This is a genomic window from Pseudomonas sp. DNDY-54 (assembly GCF_019880365.1).
GTDB classification, from domain to species: Bacteria; Pseudomonadota; Gammaproteobacteria; order Pseudomonadales; family Pseudomonadaceae; genus Stutzerimonas; species Stutzerimonas stutzeri_P.
Window position 1 is genome coordinate 4,015,624 of sequence record NZ_CP082271.1, and the last position, 16,104, is coordinate 4,031,727.

Genomic DNA, 16,104 nt, shown 5'->3' on the forward strand with positions numbered 1-16,104 from the left:
GAATGGAAGGTATTTCTGAAGTCCTGAGCCTGTTCCTGAGCGTCGACAACTTCGTGGCGATCGGCATCGGCGTGCTGATTGGCGTGGTCATCGGCGCGATACCTGGGCTGACGGCGACCATGGCCGTGGCACTGGCGCTGCCCTTCACCTTCAGCCTCGAGCCGGTAACCGCCATCCTGTTGCTGGTGGGGATCTACAAAGGGGGCATGTACGGCGGCTCGATCACGGCCATTCTGATCCACACACCCGGGTCACCCGCTGCGGCATGCACGCTGCTCGATGGCTATCCGCTGACGCAGCAGGGCAAGGCCAAGAAAGCACTGCAGATGGCGCTGTATTCGTCCTGCATCGCTGATGTGCTGTCGAATCTGGCGCTGATCCTGTTCGCCTCCTACCTGGCCAAGATCGCGCTGAATTTCGGGCCGCCGGAGTTCTTCTGGCTGATCTGTTTCTCGCTGACCATCATCATCTCGATCGCCGGCGAATCACCGGTTAAGGGGCTGATCGCCGCCTGCCTTGGCGTGATCGTTTCGTCGATCGGTATGGACATGGTCTATGGCAGCCAGCGCCTGACCTTTGACAACTACAACCTGATGGACCGGGTCTCGTTCGTGCCGTTGCTGATCGGGTTGTTCGCCGTGCCCGAGGTCATCGACTTCTATCTGAAGAAGGCGGGGCCGCATATCCGCGCCGCCACCAGCGGTGCCGGCCTGACGATGAAGGAGCTGAAGGGCAGTTTGAAGACCATCGTCCGCGGCTCGGCAATCGGCGTGATCATCGGCGCCATTCCGGGCGCCGGCGCGACTGCTGCCTCCTTTATTTCCTACAGCGAAGCCAAGCGCCGCTCCAAGAATTCATCGAATTTCGGCAAAGGTGAGCTGGAAGGGGTGGCTGCCGCTGAGTCGGGAAACAACGGGGTGGCGGGCGCGACGCTGATCCCACTCCTGTCTCTCGGCATTCCGGGCGACGTAATCACCGCGATTATCCTCGGGGCTTTCATGATCCACGGGCTGACCCCCGGGCCATTGCTGTTCCAGGAAAACCTCACGCTGATCTACGCGCTGTTCTGCGGGATCATGCTGAGCTCGGCGGTACTGCTGTTCGTCGGCCAGGGTGTGATCAAGTACTTTTCGCTGGTCGCCGACATTCCCAAGGCGATCCTGCTGCCCATCGTGCTGATGTTCTGTGTGTATGGCTCTTTTGCGGTGAACAACAGCGTGTTCGATATCGGCCTGATGTTGCTGTTCGGGGTGGTCGGCTACGTGTTCAACCGCACCGGATTCGCCACCGCGCCTTTTTTGCTCGGATTCATTCTCGGGCCCATGTTCGAGGACAACCTGCGGCGCACGCTGCTGATCGGCCGGGGCGATCCGATGATCTTCTTCCGTGGCCCGATCACCTGGATCTTCATCGTACTCACCGCGCTGTCGCTGTTCTTTGCCGTACGGCGGTATTGGCAGGAGCGGATAAAGGTGGGCTGAGTGTGGCGCTTAGACAAAGGGCGGGACGGGGGACGTGACAGGTGTCGGGCTGAATAGCCTAGGCGGGAACAGGGGCGACTGTGACGCCACCCCTGGCGAGTCACTGCCGAGCGGCGACAGTCTTCAGATTTTCGTTGATCTTGAACATGACGATCAGCAGTTCGCACCAGAGGCGGATACCGATCGAGCCGCCGATCAGGATAGCGAGGCCAGACCAAAAGCCCATACCGAATACACCGAACATGGCGGCGACTCCATATACGATCACGCCGATCAGACCCGCCCAGTAAAGCAGCGTGATGATCTTGGGCGTCAGCATGGCGTCGAAGAAAAAGATGTCTTTCATAACAAAGTCCTTTTGTACAAGCGGGCATGCAAGCAGTGCTTTGCGAACCGGCCTATCCGTGGCGGTTGATGCGGCGAAGCCGCAGGGCGATCGGCGGCGGATCGTACAGGACGCCCAGGCCGCAGGGCATGACCGATTTCACCCTTTCAACTAGCAACGGGTATTCTCAGGACCGAACCCTATTACGAGAAACCGCGTGCCCCAACCTCCCCTGCCGCAGACGAACCCTCTCGACCGCCTCTGGCTGACCGAAGCCGTGCGCCTGCGCGAAGAACATGCCGGCCCACTCGAAGATGCCGAAGCCAATCGCCAAGCCCGCGCTCAAGGCGGGCCGCTCACGGAGCTGATCGAGCATCGTGCATTGTGGCTGGCACGCCGTGATGGGCTGATCGAGGCGCTGAGGCACTGGCGCCAGGGGGCACGTCTGGCCGGGTTCATGCTCATTCTGGTCGCGTTGCTGACCGGTGCGGGGTTGGCAATGGCAGCGCTGGGCGACGGCGTGCGCCCCGTGAATGTTTTCTGGGCACTGGGCAGCCTGCTCGGGTTGAACCTGCTGACGCTGCTGGGCTGGCTGCTGGGCTTTCTTTTCGCGGGCGATGCCGGCGGCGCGCTGGGTCGGCTGTGGCTCTGGCTCAGCGAAAAACTTGCCCGTGATGCGCGCGCCGTGCAGTTGGCGCCTGCACTGTTGGCGGTGCTGGAGCAACGCCGCCTCGGTCGCTGGCTGCTGGGCCTTGGCGTGCACGGCTTATGGCTGGTGGCGATGAGCAGCGCGCTGTTGACCCTGTTGGCGCTGCTCGCCACACGGCGTTACGGCTTCGTCTGGGAAACCACCATTCTTGGTGAAAGCACCTTCATCAGCCTGACCCAGGCGCTTGGCGTACTGCCGTCGCTGCTGGGCTTCAGCGTGCCGGCCATCGAGCAGATCCGCGCCAGCGGCGATCTGGCAAACGGCGTAGAAAGCGCACGGCAAAGCTGGGCTGGCTGGTTGGTTGGCGTGGTGCTGATCTACGGTCTGCTGCCGCGCCTGTTGCTGGCGTTGTTCTGCCTGTGGCGCTGGCGGCGCGGACGGGCACAGCTACGGCTCGATCTGCAATGGCCTGCCTACCGCCTATTACGCGAACGTCTGCAACCATCGAGCGAGCGCCTCGGTGTCAGCGACGCAGCGCCGGCCCAACTGCATGCGCCAAGCGCCGGCGCCCAACTGGACGGCAGCGAGGGCGCCGTGCTGGTCGCCATCGAACTGGACCAGAGCCAATCCTGGCCGCCACCACTGCCAACGTCCGCCGCCGATGCGGGCGTGCTGGATGATCGCGAACAGCGCCGCCGTTTGCTGGAACAGCTGACCCGCTTCCCACCGCAACGTCTGGCCATCGCCTGCGACCCGCGTCGTTCGCCAGACCGCGGGACCCTGGCGCTGATCGGCGAGCTGAGCCGTTGCGCCACCGCAACACGCGTCTGGCTACTGCAACCACCGGCCGGCGAAGCGCTGGACAGCGACCGATTGCAGGACTGGAAGCAGGCGCTGGACAGCCTCGGCCTGCCCCATTCCACCAGCGCACCCATGACTTGGCTGGAGACTGGCCATGATTGAGTACGCGAGCAACACGCTCCAGACCGTGAGCTGCATGGGAATTATCCGTAGGGTGGATGACGCTCTTTTCATCCACCGAAATAGCGGCCTGCCCGAAGGTGGATGGGTAAAGCGCCATCCACCCTACGCGACCGGAGCGACCCCTGCGGAGCAAATCCGCTCACCCATCGCAGGGCGGGTGAAATTCGCTGATTGGGAGCTTTCGCTAGACAATCCTGGCGAGGAGCACTCGCTCCACTGCCGTGCAAACCATTACGCAGGTTGCAACCGCAGGGTGGCGGAAAGCCAGACGAGACTCATCAAAACACCCGGAAGACCACGCCCATGAGCGCACCTCTAAAACTCGCGCTGGTCGGCCACACCAACGTCGGCAAAACGTCGCTGCTGCGCACCCTGACCCGTGATGTCAGCTTTGGCGAGGTCTCGCATCGGCCGAGCACCACCCGCCACGTCGAGGGCGCGCGGCTTTCGGTGGACGGCGAGCCGCTACTGGAACTCTACGACACGCCCGGACTGGAAGACGCCATCGCCCTGCTCGACCATCTTGAGCGGATCGAACGGCCCGGCGAGCGTCTCGACGGCCCAGCCCGCACCGCCCGCTTTCTCGATGGCAGCGAGGCGCGACAGCGCTTTGAGCAGGAGGCCAAAGCATTGCGTCAGCTGCTCGCCAGCGACGCCGGGCTTTATGTAATCGACGCCCGCGAACCGGTGCTGGCGAAGTACAAGGACGAGCTGGCGGTGCTGGCCGGCTGTGGCAAACCGCTGCTGCCGGTACTCAACTTTGTTGCCCAGACCGGCCACCGTGAAGAGCAATGGCGTGAAGCGCTGGCGCGCCTGGGCCTTCACGCACTGGTACGTTTTGACAGCGTGGCCCCGCCGATCGATGGCGAGCGTCGCCTGTATGAAAGCCTCGCGCTGTTGCTGGAGCAGTCGCGCCCCAAACTGCAACGCCTGATCGACGATCATGAAGCCCAGGCCCTGGCCCGGCTGAGCGAGGGTCATCGGCTGATCGCCGAATTGCTGGTGGATGTGGCGGCCTGTCGGCGCAGCGTCGCCGCCCAACCGGAGCTGGAACGCGGCGCCATCCGTGAGCTGCACGATGCCGTGCGCGCCCGCGAACAGCGCTGCGTCGAATCCCTGCTTCGCCTCTACGGCTTCCGCTTGCAGGATGCGGCAGCGGCCGACTTGCCGCTGCTCGGCGGTCGTTGGGGCGATGACCTGTTCAATCCGGAAACCCTGAAGCAGCTCGGCGTGAAAATTGGTAGCGGGATGGCAGCGGGCGCAGCAGCTGGTGCTGGGGTGGACCTGATGGTCGGCGGCATCACGCTCGGCGCAGCGGCGTTACTCGGCGCTATCGCCGGTGGCGGAACGCAGACCGCTCGCCACTACGGCAACCGCCTGCTGGGCAAGCTCAAGGGTCAGCGCGAACTCACGGTCGATGATGCCGTACTGCGCCTGCTCGCCGTGCGCCAACGGCAGTTATTGGCGGCCCTTGCCGCTCGCGGTCACGCAGCGATGGAGGCCATCCGCCTCGATACCCCGGACGACAAGGCCTGGCGTGAGGGCAAACTGCCCGAGGCCTTGCACCGTTGCCGCGCGCATCCACGATGGTCGTCGCTGAATCCCGATGCCCGACCGCAGGACAACGAGCGCCAAGCCGCGCTCGATGCGCTACAAGCCGACCTGCGTAAGGGCTGATCCATTTCGCCTGACCATTGGAGCGCCTCGACCCACCGACGACAAACTGGCTGACCGGCGGGGTTTCTGATGGATTTTGGTGGGCTGAAGCCCACCCTACATGGATGGTCCATTTCGCCTGACCATTGGTGCGCTGCGGTTCGCCGACGACAAACTGGCTGACCGACGCGCGGCTTCTGTTGGGTTCTGGTGGGCTGAAGCCCACCCTACAAGGCTGATCCGTTTCGCCGGACCATGGGTGCGCTGCGGTTCGCCCAACGAATGAACTGGCTGATCGGCGCGGCTTCTGTTGGGTTCTGGTGGGCTGAAGCCCACCCTACGAGGCTGATCCATTTCGCCTGACTATCGGTGCGCTTCGGTCCACCGACGACGAACCGGCTGACCGACGCGGTTTCCGATGGGCTCTGGTGGGCTGAAGCCCACCCTACAGGGCTGGTCCATTTGGCCTGTTCATTGGTGGGCTGCGGTTCGCCGACGACGAACTGGCTGACCGGCGGAGTTTCTGGTGGGTTCTGGTGGGCTGAAGCCACCCTACATGCACCACCTTACGCTCGGCCGTAGGGTGGGCTTCAGCCCACCGTAGTGCTACCGCGCAATGGCCAATCTCCCCTAAAGCACGGGCGCGCCTGGACAGGCGGCCGGCACCCTGCCCTCGCCCTCGACGAGTGCCTCCGCGCGACCACGACGCAAGGTGCCCAGCGTCGCCACCACGATCAGCAATCCACCGATCCAACCCTGCAGACCCAGCCGCTCACCGAGCCAGAGCCCGGCGATAAGCGCACCGAACAGCGGCTCGGAGCCCATCAGCACCGACACCCGCGTCGCGCTGGTTCGGCCCAGCGCCAGGTTCTGCACGTATAGCGCGAACAGCGTGGCGAAGCCCACCAAATACAGGGTCGCCGCCCAGAATGCCGGGCTCTGCGGCAAGACCGGCAAGCCACCCGGCAGCGACAAGCCGAGCACCAGGCAACCCGCCGCCACGACCCCGCTTTGCACCGCTGTCAACGCCAGCGGCGGCACCTGCAGATCGGCCGTCAGCCGCCGTGTCCAACAGACCAGCACGGCGCGCAGTACCGCGGCTGCAAGCATCAACCCGTCACCCAGATTGAGCGATATCGCCGTGCCTCCCGTCAGCAACCAAACGCCGGCGAGCGAGAGCGCACAGGCAGCAAAGAGTTGGTTATTCGGACGTTGGCGCAACATCGCCCACTCCACGAAGGGTGTGAACACCACGCAGAGGCTGATCAGAAAGGCGGCGTTGCTGGCCGTCGTGAGCTTCACGCCCCAGGTCTCACAGAGAAAGATGCCCAACATCACCAGGCCCAGCGGCAAACCCGGACGAATCGCGCGCCGCCCTTCGCCGCGCAGCTGCGGTATGAGAACAACGAAGGTCAGCCCGAAGCGAATCGCCAGAAAGCGGCTCCTACCAGGGCGCTGCTTGGTTGCTGTGGCGGCAGAACCTGCATCTGCCGCCAAAGCAGCGGGCGCTGATCGATTACCTGAGTGAGACAGTGACGCCGCGCTGAGCACACGACAGCGGGCATGCCCTCGGTGGGCTGAAGCCCACCCTACCGCCGGGGCGGGCGGACTAACGGATAGGATGAAGCCGAGCGCCGCGCCCCACCTTTCTTACTGCAGTCGATACACAACCAGCCACTGGCTCGAACTCCATGTAGGGTGGGCTTCAGCCCACCAGCCAGAGCCGTCGAGCAATCGAATCAGCTGCGCTTGTTAGCGACCTCTTCGGCCATGCGCTTCAGGCCCAAGTGACGGACGTCAGTGCCTAGGGTGGGCTGAAAGCCAACCCTAGGCGGGACGATGTGCACAGCGAGTGGGATGACGCAGAGCGCGGCCTTCACCCATTCAAACGCAGCCAGCCACTGGCTCGAACTCCATGTAGGGTGGGCTTCAGCCCACCAGCCAGGGCCATCGAGCAATCAATTCAGCTGCGCTTGTTAGCAACCTCTTCAGCCATGCGCTTGAGGCCCAGGTGGCGCACGTCGGTGCCGCGCACCAGGTAGATCACCATTTCGGCGATGTTGCGTGCGTGGTCGCCGATACGCTCCAGTGAACGCAGCACCCAGATTACGCTCAGCACGCGGGAGATTGAGCGTGGATCTTCCATCATGTAGGTGACCAGTTCACGCAGCGCGGTCTTGTACTCGCGGTCGACGGTCTTGTCGTACTGCGCGACAGACAACGCCAGGTCGGCGTCGAAGCGGGCAAAAGCATCAAGCGCTTCCTGCACCATCCGGCGCACCTGATCGCCGATATGGCGCACCTCGACATAGCCACGCGGCGACTCGCCGTCTTCGCACAGCTCGATGGCGCGGCGGGCGATCTTGGTTGCTTCGTCACCGATGCGCTCCAGGTCGATGACCGACTTGGAGATGCTGATGATCAAGCGCAGGTCGGAGGCGGCCGGTTGGCGGCGAGCGAGAATGCGGATGCACTCTTCGTCGATGTCGCGCTCCATGTGATTGATCTGGTCATCGACGTCACGCACCTGCTGCGCCAGCCCGGAATCGGCCTCGATCAGCGCGGTGACCGCGTCATTGACCTGCTTCTCCACCAGCCCGCCCATGGCCAGGAGGTGACTGCGCACCTCTTCCAGCTCGGCGTTGAACTGTTGGGAGATGTGTTGCGTGTGGCTGTCTTTGCTGATCATGTGCGAACCCTTCCGAAACGGTTGTTCTCTCGCCGGACGGTCCGGCCTTTGGCAAATCGTGCTGCGCTAGAAGGCGGCGCGCAGACACTGAGTTCGGTGGGCTGAAGCCCACCCTACGCCGCTGATCATTGCTCTCGCTCCGAGGAGGCTGCCGCTAGGCGGCGGCTCTGATGCGCAGCGCACCTGGAAATAGTCGAGCTAACGTTGAGGCCCTTGGGAAATCTTCACTGGCGCAGAGGGCGTGCGCTGACAGTACGAGTAGTACGGCAAGCGCGCCCGACAAAGCCAGAGGAGATTTCCCATGGCATCAACCGTAGCGGCCGGTGATGTAGTCTTCGGTCTGCTTCTTTTCGGGATTGGTGAACAACGTATCGGTGTCGCCGTATTCGATCAGCTTGCCCATGTACATGAAGGCGGTGTAATCCGACACCCGCGCGGCCTGCTGCATGTTGTGGGTGACGATGACGATGGTGTACTTGGCCTTCAGCTCGTAGATCAGCTCTTCGACCTTCAGCGAGGAAATCGGGTCGAGGGCCGAGCTTGGCTCGTCGAGCAGCAAGACTTCGGGCTGCACGGCGATGGTCCGGGCGATGACCAGTCGCTGTTGCTGACCACCTGAGAGGCCGAGGGCCGATTCGTGCAGGCGATCCTTCACTTCCTCCCACAGCGCCGCGCCCTTGAGGGCCCACTCGACGGTCTCGTCAAGCACGCGCTTCTGCTTGATGCCCTGAATGCGCAGGCCGTAGACGACGTTCTCGTAGATGCTCTTGGGGAACGGGTTGGGCTTCTGGAACACCATGCCGACGCGGCGGCGCAGGTCGGCGACGTCCTCACCCTTGCGGTAGATGTTGTGGCCATCGAGGTTGATGGCGCCGTCGATGCGGCAGCCATCGACCAGATCGTTCATGCGATTGAAGCAGCGCAGCAGCGTCGACTTGCCGCAGCCGGACGGGCCGATGAAGGCGGTCACGCGCTGGCGCGGGATGTTCATGCTGACGTTGAACAGCGCCTGTTTCTCGCCGTAGTACAGGCTCAGGTCCGGCACTTCGATGGCGACGGGTTCGTTGGCCAGGCTCAGCGCGCGCTTATCGCGACCCAGCGCCGAAATGTCGATGGTGTGCGTCTTTGCTTGTGACATGGATGTCTCCGTATCGCTGGAGGCTAGAAGCGCGGGCTGCTGATGTCTGCAGCGCCGGGCCTCCAGCGGGTCTGTCGGCTATTAGTGGTCGAGCGCTTTGTATTTTTCGCGCAGGTGGTTACGAATCACGACGGCGCTGAGGTTCAGCGTCGCGATCACCAGCACCAGCAACAGCGCGGTGGCGTAAACCAGCGGCCGTGCCGCTTCGACGTTGGGGCTCTGGAAGCCGACGTCGTAGATGTGAAAGCCCAGGTGCATGATCTTCTGATCGAGATGCAGGTAGGGGTAATTGCCGTTGAGCGGCAGGCTCGGCGCCAGCTTGACCACACCAACCAGCATCAGCGGCGCCACTTCACCGGCGGCACGGGCCACGGCGAGAATCAGGCCGGTCATCATCGCCGGGCTGGCCATGGGCAGCACCACTTTCCATAGCGTTTCTGACTTGGTCGCACCCAGTGCCAGTGAGCCTTCGCGCAGGATTCGCGGAATACGCGCCAGGCCTTCCTCGGTGGCGACGATCACCACCGGCAGGGTCAGAATTGCCAGGGTCAGCGAGGCCCACATCAGGCCGGGCGTACCGAATACCGGCGCCGGTGCCGCTTCGGGGTAGAAGATGCGATCGAGCGAACCGCCCAGAACATACACAAAGAATCCCAGACCAAACACGCCGTAGACGATCGAGGGCACGCCAGCGAGGTTGTTGACCGCGATGCGGATGATGCGGGTCAGCAGGCCCTGCTTGGCGTATTCGCGCAGGTAGACCGCGGCGATCACGCCGAACGGGGTGACGATCACCGCCATGATGATGGTCATCAGCACGGTGCCGAAGATCGCCGGGAAGATGCCGCCTTCGGTATTCGCTTCGCGGGGTTCATCGCTGACGAATTCCCAGACCTTGGCGAAATAGAAGCCGAGCTTCTCGGGCGTCGACATGGCGTTGGGGCGATAGGCGCGGACGATCTTGCCGAGGGTGATTTCCTTTTCCTGGCCGTCCATGGTGCGCATGGTGATGCTGTCGCGGTTGAAGCCCTGATAGAGCGCCGTCAGCTCGCCCTCGAGTGACTGGTATTCGGCGTCCCACTCTGCGCGCTCGGCGTCCAGTTCAGCCTGAGCCGCGGCGTCGAGCTGGTCGTCCAGCTCGAGCTTGCGGGTCTTCAAGCGAAGGCGTTCGAGGCCATGGTTGATGCGCCCGATATCGACTTTTTCCAGCTGGGCGATCTGCGCATGCAGCTCGTCGATGCGCTCGATTCGTTGCAGCAGCTCGCGCCAGGCCGCATCGCCCTCGGCGACGAGCTGCCCGTTCTCCTTGACGTTCAGCAGTTCGCCATAGAAGTTGCCCCACTCGCGGCGCTCCAGCGCAACCAGATCGTCCGGTGTGCGCGGGTTACTCAGCCACTCGCCGACGATCCAGGAGAAGTCAGCACCGTAGACCTCGCGGTTACCGACCTTGAGCAATTCGCGGGTCATGAACTCGCCGCCCTCGACATCAACCGGCAACCCACTGGCCGCCAGGCGCGCGCGTGGCACTTCTTCCGCCTGCACCACTTCCCCGGCCATCACCCGCGGCTGCTCACCGGGGATGTGGTAGTCGGCGACGATCACGTCAGCGGGCCAGAAGTGCTCCAGGCCGCGCACGGCGATCACTGCCAGCAGACCGAGGGTCATGATGACGGCGATGGACACGGCGCCGGCGTTCATCCAGACCCAGGGGGTGCCGCTCTTGATCCAGGTTTTCAGCGAATCCTTTTTCACGGATCGATACCTTTAGCGAAATCGTGTCGTAGCCACAGCGGGCTGCGTCGGTGCCCGAAGGCGTGGTTCTTGTTACAGGCTGGCGTACTTGCTGCGCAGACGCTGGCGGATCAGTTCGGCCAGGGTGTTCATCACGAAGGTGAACATCAGCAGCACCATGGCGGCGAGGAACAGCACGCGGTAGTGCGTACTGCCCACTTCCGACTCGGGCATTTCCACCGCCACGTTGGCCGCCAGCGTGCGCATGCCTTCGAAGATATTGGCTTCCATGATCGGCGTGTTACCCGTGGCCATCAGCACGATCATGGTTTCACCCACGGCGCGGCCCATGCCGATCATCAACGCGGAGAAGATGCCCGGGCTGGCCGTCAACAGCACCACGCGGGTCAGTGTCTGCCAGGGGGTTGCGCCGAGGGCCAGCGACCCCAGGGTCAGGCTGCGCGGCACGCTGAATACGGCGTCTTCGGCAATCGAGTAGATGGTCGGGATTACCGCAAAGCCCATGGCCAGGCCGATCACCAAGGCGTTGCGCTGATCGAAGGGAATGCCCATTTCATTGGACAGCCACAGGCGCATGTCACCACCGAAGAACCAGTTCTCCAGATAGCCGCTGACCGCCAACGAGCCCCAGCCCACGAACAGGATCACCGGGATCAGCAGCACGGCTTCCCAGCCATCCGGAACGCTCAGGCGGACGTTCTCCGGCAACCGGCTCCAGAGCCAGCTGGCCAACAGGATGCCCACGGGCATCAGCAGCAGCAGGCTGAAGATGCCGGGCAGGTGATTTTCCAGATAGGGCGCGAGGAACAGGCCGGCGAAGAAGCCCAGAATTACCGTCGGCAGCGCCTCCATCAGCTCGATCACTGGCTTGACCTTGCGGCGCAACGCCGGGGCCATGAAGTACGCGGTGTAGAACGCCGCGCAGATAGCCAGCGGTGCAGCCAGCAGCATCGCGTAGAACGCCGCCTTGAGGGTGCCGAACGCCAGCGGAGAGAGGCTCAGCTTGGGCTCGAAGTCGCCGGTAGCGGAAGTCGACTGCCAGACGTAATCGGGCTCCGGATAGCTTTCGTACCAGACCTTGCCCCACAGCGCGCTCCAGGATATTTCCGGATGCGGATTGTCGATCACGAAGCGCTGCAGCTGATCACCCGACTCCACCAGCAACCGCGTGGCGCGCGGTGACATGGCGGCAACCGCGGCGCCGTCAGCCACCTGATCGGTCAGCAGCGTGCGATGGGCCGTGCTGTGGAAAATGCCCAAGGTGCCGTCGCTGTCGAGGGCGAGGAAGCCCTTGCGACGCTCTTCCGGCAGAATCTGAGTGATGGGCTGGCCGTCCAGCTGAAAATTGCGCACGTTCTTCAATTCGGATTGGCCGTCGTCACCGCGCACCATGAACCACTGGCCAATGCCGCCCGTAGAGTCACCCACCATCAGGGAGATGCCGCCCAGCAGCGACGCGACCGTGGTGATCTCGCCTTTGCCACCGATCAGCTTGTAGCGGCCGTTGAGTTGCTTGCGGCGCAGATCGAAGACATCGACGTTCGAGCGACCGCTCACGGCGAACAACCACATGTGCCGCGGATCGACGCGCAAGGCTTTGATCGGATCGGCGAGCTGGGGAAGCGCCATGCGCTCCTCTTCCAGGCTGACTTCGCCCGTCATCAGGTTTTCGGTGGAAGCGATTTTCAGCGCATGCAGTGCGCCATCGGTTGCACCCGCCACCATGAGGGTCGAACCGTTGAGGCTGATCGCCGCGTGCTCGATCGGTCGGCCCTGCGGGTCCAGGTTCAGCGGCGCTTCGCCGAAGGGATAGTCCAGCTGCGGCGTGATGGTTTTCTGGCCGTCCGGATAAGTGACGTTGTAATTGTGCTCGGCCACCAACACCTTACCGTCGCTCAACCCCAGCACGATGCGACGGTTGCCCGGCGTATCCTGGCCCACCGAGACGATCCGGCTCTCGGCGGGCAATGGCAGCTCGACCGTGCGCAGCAATTCGCCGGTAGGAACGCTGAAGAAACGCACGGCGCCATCATTGCCCAAGCGCATCGCGACCTGGTTCTGCTCTTCCATCGCCAGCAGCAAGGGCTCGCCGGCGTCAGCCAACCAGGCCGGCTGCTGCGCGTCGCGTGCTTCGAGTTCGGCACCCTGGAACATGGGTGCAACGACTTGGGCGAGATAGAAGAAGATCAGGCAGATGGCGCCAAGTACGGCGAGGCCACCAATGGAGACGTACCAGCGCGCCAGATTGTCTTTCAGCGCACGGATGCGGCGCTTGCGTTGCAGAGCCGGGGTGTTGAAGTCCAGCCGTTGCACATCGGAATTCGCGCTCATGGTCTCGATATCGTTCATGCGAAGGTCCTGGCCGCTCAGGCCGCTAAAACTGCTGCGCCGCCTGGCGCGAGTCGTTTCCTGGCTTGGTGGGCCGGTCGGGCGCCTAATTTAATGCAGCCGTGTGACAGAAAAATTACAGCGCGATGACGCGACGACGCCCACCAGCGCGCAAAGGCGTGGCGGGCGTCTGCTCAGCTCGCGGCAAGCGCCGCGAGGCCAGCTTCAGGTCTTAGTTCAGACCCAGTTCGTTGAGCGTCTTGTCGACGACTTTCTTAGGCAGCGGGATGTAGCCGTCCTTGACCACGACTTCCTGGCCCTGCTTGGAAAGCACCAGCTTGAGGAATTCAGCGTCGATTGGGCTCAGCGGCTTGTTCGGCGCCTTGTTGACGTAGACGTAGAAGAAGCGAGCCAGCGGGAACTTGCCAGCCAGAGCGTTCTCTTCGTTGGCTTCGAAAGCCTCGCCACCCTTGGACAGGGGAACGGCGCGGACGCTGGAAGTCTTGTAGCCGATGCCCGAGTAACCGATGGCGTTCAGGGTGCTGGAGATCGACTGCACCACCGAAGCGGAACCCGGCTGCTCGTTCACGTTGGGCTTGAAGTCACCCTTACACAGGGCTTCTTCCTTGAAGTAACCGTAGGTGCCGGATACCGAGTTACGACCGAACAGCTGGATGGGCTTGCTCGCCCACTCGCCGGTCAGGCCGACGTCGCCCCAGGTCTTGATGTCCTGCTCGCCACCGCACAGGCGGGTGCTGGAGAAGATCGCATCGACCTGCTCGATGTCGAGGCTCTTGATCGGGTTGTCCTTGTGAACGAATACCGCCAGGGCGTCGATAGCAACCGGTACGGCGGTCGGCTTGTAGCCGTACTTCTCTTCGAAGGCCTGAATTTCGTTGTCCTTCATCGGGCGGCTCATCGGGCCGAGGTTGGCAGTGCCCTCGGTCAGCGCGGGCGGTGCGGTCGAGGAGCCGGCCGCCTGAATCTGGATGTTGACGTTCGGGTAGCTGCGCTTGAAGTCTTCGGCCCAGAGGGTCATCAGGTTGGCCAGCGAGTCGGAACCGACGCTGGACAGGTTGCCCGAGACACCAGAGGTCTTCTCATAGGCCGGCAGCGCCGGATCAACAGCGGCAACTGCGTTGGCAGCGCCTACACCAGCGGCAACAAAGGTCAGGGCCGCCATCAAACGATTCAGTGTCATACCTTGCTCCTAGCAGGGGTGTGCTCGAGTGTGTTGGAACGGGGGCCATTGTCTGCAGGCCGTGTGAACACTCTATGAAGGGAATATGACAATCTGGTGACGACCGGGAAGTTCATCGGTCTCGGTCGCTGCCGCAGCACTCAGCCGCTATACTCGGCCGCGCTCGCACTGATGCGGGCTTCCGCGCCAGAACAACAAACGCGCCGCGAGTCCTACCGATGAAAGACTACGAACAGGAAGATCCCATTCCACAGGGCGATCTCGCTCTTCAACTGACTGCCCTGCCACGGGAAACCAACGGTTTTGGGGACATTTACGGCGGTTGGCTGGTTTCCCAGATGGATCTGGCTGGAACGGCAATGGCCAGCCGGGCGGCGGGCGGGCGTGTCGCGACCGTCTCAATCGATCGCATGGCCTTCATGGTGCCCGTGGCCGTGGGCGCGCAGCTGTCCTTCTATACGCAGACGCTAGAAGTTGGCCGCAGCTCGATCCGCATGCTGGTCGAAGTCTGGAGCGACGATCCGCTGTCCAGTGAATGGCGTAAGGTCACCGAAGCGGTATTTGTCTTTGTCGCCATTGACGGCAGCGGCCGCACCCGGCCGGTCACGCCACGCCGTTAAGCGTAAAACTGCCGGTCGTGTCGGCAGCCGAACTGCCTGCCGCGTAGCAGTTTTTTCCCGCCTGCTTGGCCCGGTACAGTGCAGCATCAGCGGCCTGATACAACTGTTCCGGCGTCTGTCCTGGCTGCAACATCGCAACCCCGATGCTCGAGGTGACGACACCGTCGCCCCGCACCGAAGACGGGTGCGGGAGAGCCCGCTCGGCAAGCCGCGCCAGGATCTGACTGGCGATCGTCTTTGCCGCCGCACCATCACAGTGATAGAGCAGCAGCGCAAATTCTTCCCCGCCAACCCTCGCCGCAAGGTCAAGCGGCCGGCGCGCGAACTGGCCCAGAAGGGTCGCGAATTCCTTGATCAACGCATCGCCCGCCGGATGGCCCAGGCTGTCGTTATAGCTTTTGAAATCGTCTAGATCGAGCAGCAGCAACGCCAGGGGCTGACGCTCGCGCCGTGCCTGCAAAAGCGCTTGCTGCAGCGCGGCATCGAAGCTGCGTCGGTTGGCCAGCCCGGTCAGTGCGTCGTGCTGTGCAACCCAGCCCAGCAGCTTGCGCACCAGAAACTGCTCGCGCTGGGAGTACTCGTGTACGTAGCGACCTATCGCGCCGAGCACCAGCAAAATCAGGTAGTAGCTGACCGATATCCAATGCACTCGCATCTCGCTGGAAGGCAGAATCACTGCCGCAGCCAGCACGTCGAACAGAACGATCACCGCAGCACAGCTCAATGCGCGCCAGAACGTGATACCGAGAAAGAAGAACGAGCACACGATCAGCAGACCGGCGCCATAGCGGAGCGCCAGTTCAGGCTGCATCAGCTCGTATTGAATATCGATGCGCGCCGCAACCAAGCCAATCAGCACGATAAACATCGGAAAGAGCCGGTTGGCGAGAACCCGCACGCGCCTGTAAAACAGGCTCATCACCAAAACTGCCATCCCTGGCACCATCTGCAACAGGCGTAGCAACGTCAGTTCGCGCAACCAGGCCGGGTCCGAACCCATGAAAATCTGCCGCTCGGCATAGAGATAGCCTCCCACGACCAACAGCAACAGACAGGCACCGAGCTGCTGAGCCAAGCGCGCCTGATGATTCAGATACCGCCGGAAGTCCTGCTCCAGGTCGGGCGCGAACGAGAGATGGCGAAACCCTTTGAGCAGTTGCCTGCCATAGGGCGTATCCCGAAAATCTTCAGCGGATGGATGTTCCAGGGTTCGCATGGGCGTCGCTCGTGTGCAGGCCGCGCCATGATATCACTTAGACATCATCGCGCCGGTTTTCCCGA

12 protein-coding genes are annotated in these 16,104 nt (G+C 63.0%); 4 read left to right on the forward strand and 8 right to left on the reverse strand.

Annotated elements, in window-relative coordinates:
• Window positions 1-2 precede the first annotated feature (2 nt).
• A complete protein-coding gene (locus tag K4O48_RS18615) occupies window positions 3-1,481 on the forward strand; it encodes a tripartite tricarboxylate transporter permease (RefSeq protein WP_222909821.1) in 1,479 nt (492 codons plus the stop codon).
• A gap of 100 nt (window positions 1,482-1,581) precedes the next feature.
• Here the strand turns inward: K4O48_RS18615 and K4O48_RS18620 are convergent, their stop codons facing one another.
• Window positions 1,582-1,827, reverse strand: a complete 246-nt coding sequence (locus K4O48_RS18620; protein ID WP_222909822.1) for a DUF4282 domain-containing protein — start codon at window positions 1,825-1,827, stop codon at window positions 1,582-1,584.
• A 196-nt stretch (window positions 1,828-2,023) separates the two neighbouring features.
• Between K4O48_RS18620 and K4O48_RS18625 the strand changes: the two genes are divergently transcribed.
• Both K4O48_RS18625 and K4O48_RS18630 read left to right on the forward strand, forming a co-directional pair.
• Window positions 2,024-3,418, forward strand: a complete 1,395-nt coding sequence (locus K4O48_RS18625; RefSeq protein WP_260523663.1) for a DUF2868 domain-containing protein — start codon at window positions 2,024-2,026, stop codon at window positions 3,416-3,418.
• Window positions 3,419-3,742: 324 nt separating this feature from the next.
• Window positions 3,743-5,116, forward strand: coding sequence for a GTPase/DUF3482 domain-containing protein (locus K4O48_RS18630; RefSeq protein WP_222909823.1), 1,374 nt, complete (start codon window positions 3,743-3,745; stop codon window positions 5,114-5,116).
• A 609-nt stretch (window positions 5,117-5,725) separates the two neighbouring features.
• Here K4O48_RS18630 and K4O48_RS18635 read toward each other — a convergent pair.
• From K4O48_RS18635 to K4O48_RS18660, 6 genes are all read right to left on the reverse strand, one after another.
• The gene (locus K4O48_RS18635) at window positions 5,726-6,592 is read right to left on the reverse strand and encodes a DMT family transporter (protein ID WP_260523664.1); all 867 of its coding nucleotides are present in this window, start codon (window positions 6,590-6,592) and stop codon (window positions 5,726-5,728) included.
• A 466-nt stretch (window positions 6,593-7,058) separates the two neighbouring features.
• The gene (gene phoU, locus K4O48_RS18640) at window positions 7,059-7,784 is read right to left on the reverse strand and encodes a phosphate signaling complex protein PhoU (protein ID WP_222909824.1); all 726 of its coding nucleotides are present in this window, start codon (window positions 7,782-7,784) and stop codon (window positions 7,059-7,061) included.
• Window positions 7,785-8,091: 307 nt separating this feature from the next.
• A complete protein-coding gene (gene pstB / locus K4O48_RS18645) occupies window positions 8,092-8,922 on the reverse strand; it encodes a phosphate ABC transporter ATP-binding protein PstB (protein WP_222909825.1) in 831 nt (276 codons plus the stop codon).
• Between the two features lie 81 nt (window positions 8,923-9,003).
• On the reverse strand, window positions 9,004-10,620 hold the full coding sequence (gene pstA, locus K4O48_RS18650) for a phosphate ABC transporter permease PstA (RefSeq protein WP_222912163.1): 1,617 nt from the start codon (window positions 10,618-10,620) through the stop codon (window positions 9,004-9,006).
• A 126-nt stretch (window positions 10,621-10,746) separates the two neighbouring features.
• Entirely contained in the window at window positions 10,747-13,023 is a 2,277-nt protein-coding gene (locus K4O48_RS18655) for an ABC transporter permease subunit (protein ID WP_222909826.1), read from the reverse strand.
• A gap of 211 nt (window positions 13,024-13,234) precedes the next feature.
• A complete protein-coding gene (locus K4O48_RS18660; RefSeq protein WP_222909827.1) occupies window positions 13,235-14,203 on the reverse strand; it encodes a PstS family phosphate ABC transporter substrate-binding protein in 969 nt (322 codons plus the stop codon).
• A 218-nt stretch (window positions 14,204-14,421) separates the two neighbouring features.
• On the opposite strand from K4O48_RS18660, the gene K4O48_RS18665 reads away from it, so the two are divergent.
• The gene (locus K4O48_RS18665) at window positions 14,422-14,823 is read left to right on the forward strand and encodes an acyl-CoA thioesterase (RefSeq protein ID WP_222909828.1); all 402 of its coding nucleotides are present in this window, start codon (window positions 14,422-14,424) and stop codon (window positions 14,821-14,823) included.
• On the opposite strand, the gene K4O48_RS18670 is transcribed toward K4O48_RS18665, so the two are convergent.
• Window positions 14,807-16,039 (reverse strand): sensor domain-containing diguanylate cyclase, encoded by a 1,233-nt coding sequence (locus tag K4O48_RS18670; RefSeq protein WP_222909829.1) that lies wholly within the window; start codon window positions 16,037-16,039, stop codon window positions 14,807-14,809. The genes K4O48_RS18665 and K4O48_RS18670 overlap by 17 nt on opposite strands.
• Window positions 16,040-16,104 lie beyond the last annotated feature (65 nt).

Excerpts from the sequence above, each read along its gene's own strand:
- K4O48_RS18615 (WP_222909821.1), top strand. The coding sequence starts at position 3 with ATGGAAGGTATTTCTGAAGTCCTGAGCCTGTTCCTGAGCGTCGACAAC.
- K4O48_RS18620 (WP_222909822.1), bottom strand. The coding sequence starts at position 1,827 with ATGAAAGACATCTTTTTCTTCGACGCCATGCTGACGCCCAAGATCATC.
- K4O48_RS18630 (WP_222909823.1), top strand. The coding sequence starts at position 3,743 with ATGAGCGCACCTCTAAAACTCGCGCTGGTCGGCCACACCAACGTCGGC.
- phoU (WP_222909824.1), bottom strand. The coding sequence starts at position 7,784 with ATGATCAGCAAAGACAGCCACACGCAACACATCTCCCAACAGTTCAAC.
- pstB (WP_222909825.1), bottom strand. The coding sequence starts at position 8,922 with ATGTCACAAGCAAAGACGCACACCATCGACATTTCGGCGCTGGGTCGC.
- pstA (WP_222912163.1), bottom strand. The coding sequence starts at position 10,620 with ATGAACGCCGGCGCCGTGTCCATCGCCGTCATCATGACCCTCGGTCTG.
- K4O48_RS18655 (WP_222909826.1), bottom strand. The coding sequence starts at position 13,023 with ATGAACGATATCGAGACCATGAGCGCGAATTCCGATGTGCAACGGCTG.
- K4O48_RS18660 (WP_222909827.1), bottom strand. The coding sequence starts at position 14,203 with ATGACACTGAATCGTTTGATGGCGGCCCTGACCTTTGTTGCCGCTGGT.
- K4O48_RS18665 (WP_222909828.1), top strand. The coding sequence starts at position 14,422 with ATGAAAGACTACGAACAGGAAGATCCCATTCCACAGGGCGATCTCGCT.
- K4O48_RS18670 (WP_222909829.1), bottom strand. The coding sequence starts at position 16,039 with ATGCGAACCCTGGAACATCCATCCGCTGAAGATTTTCGGGATACGCCC.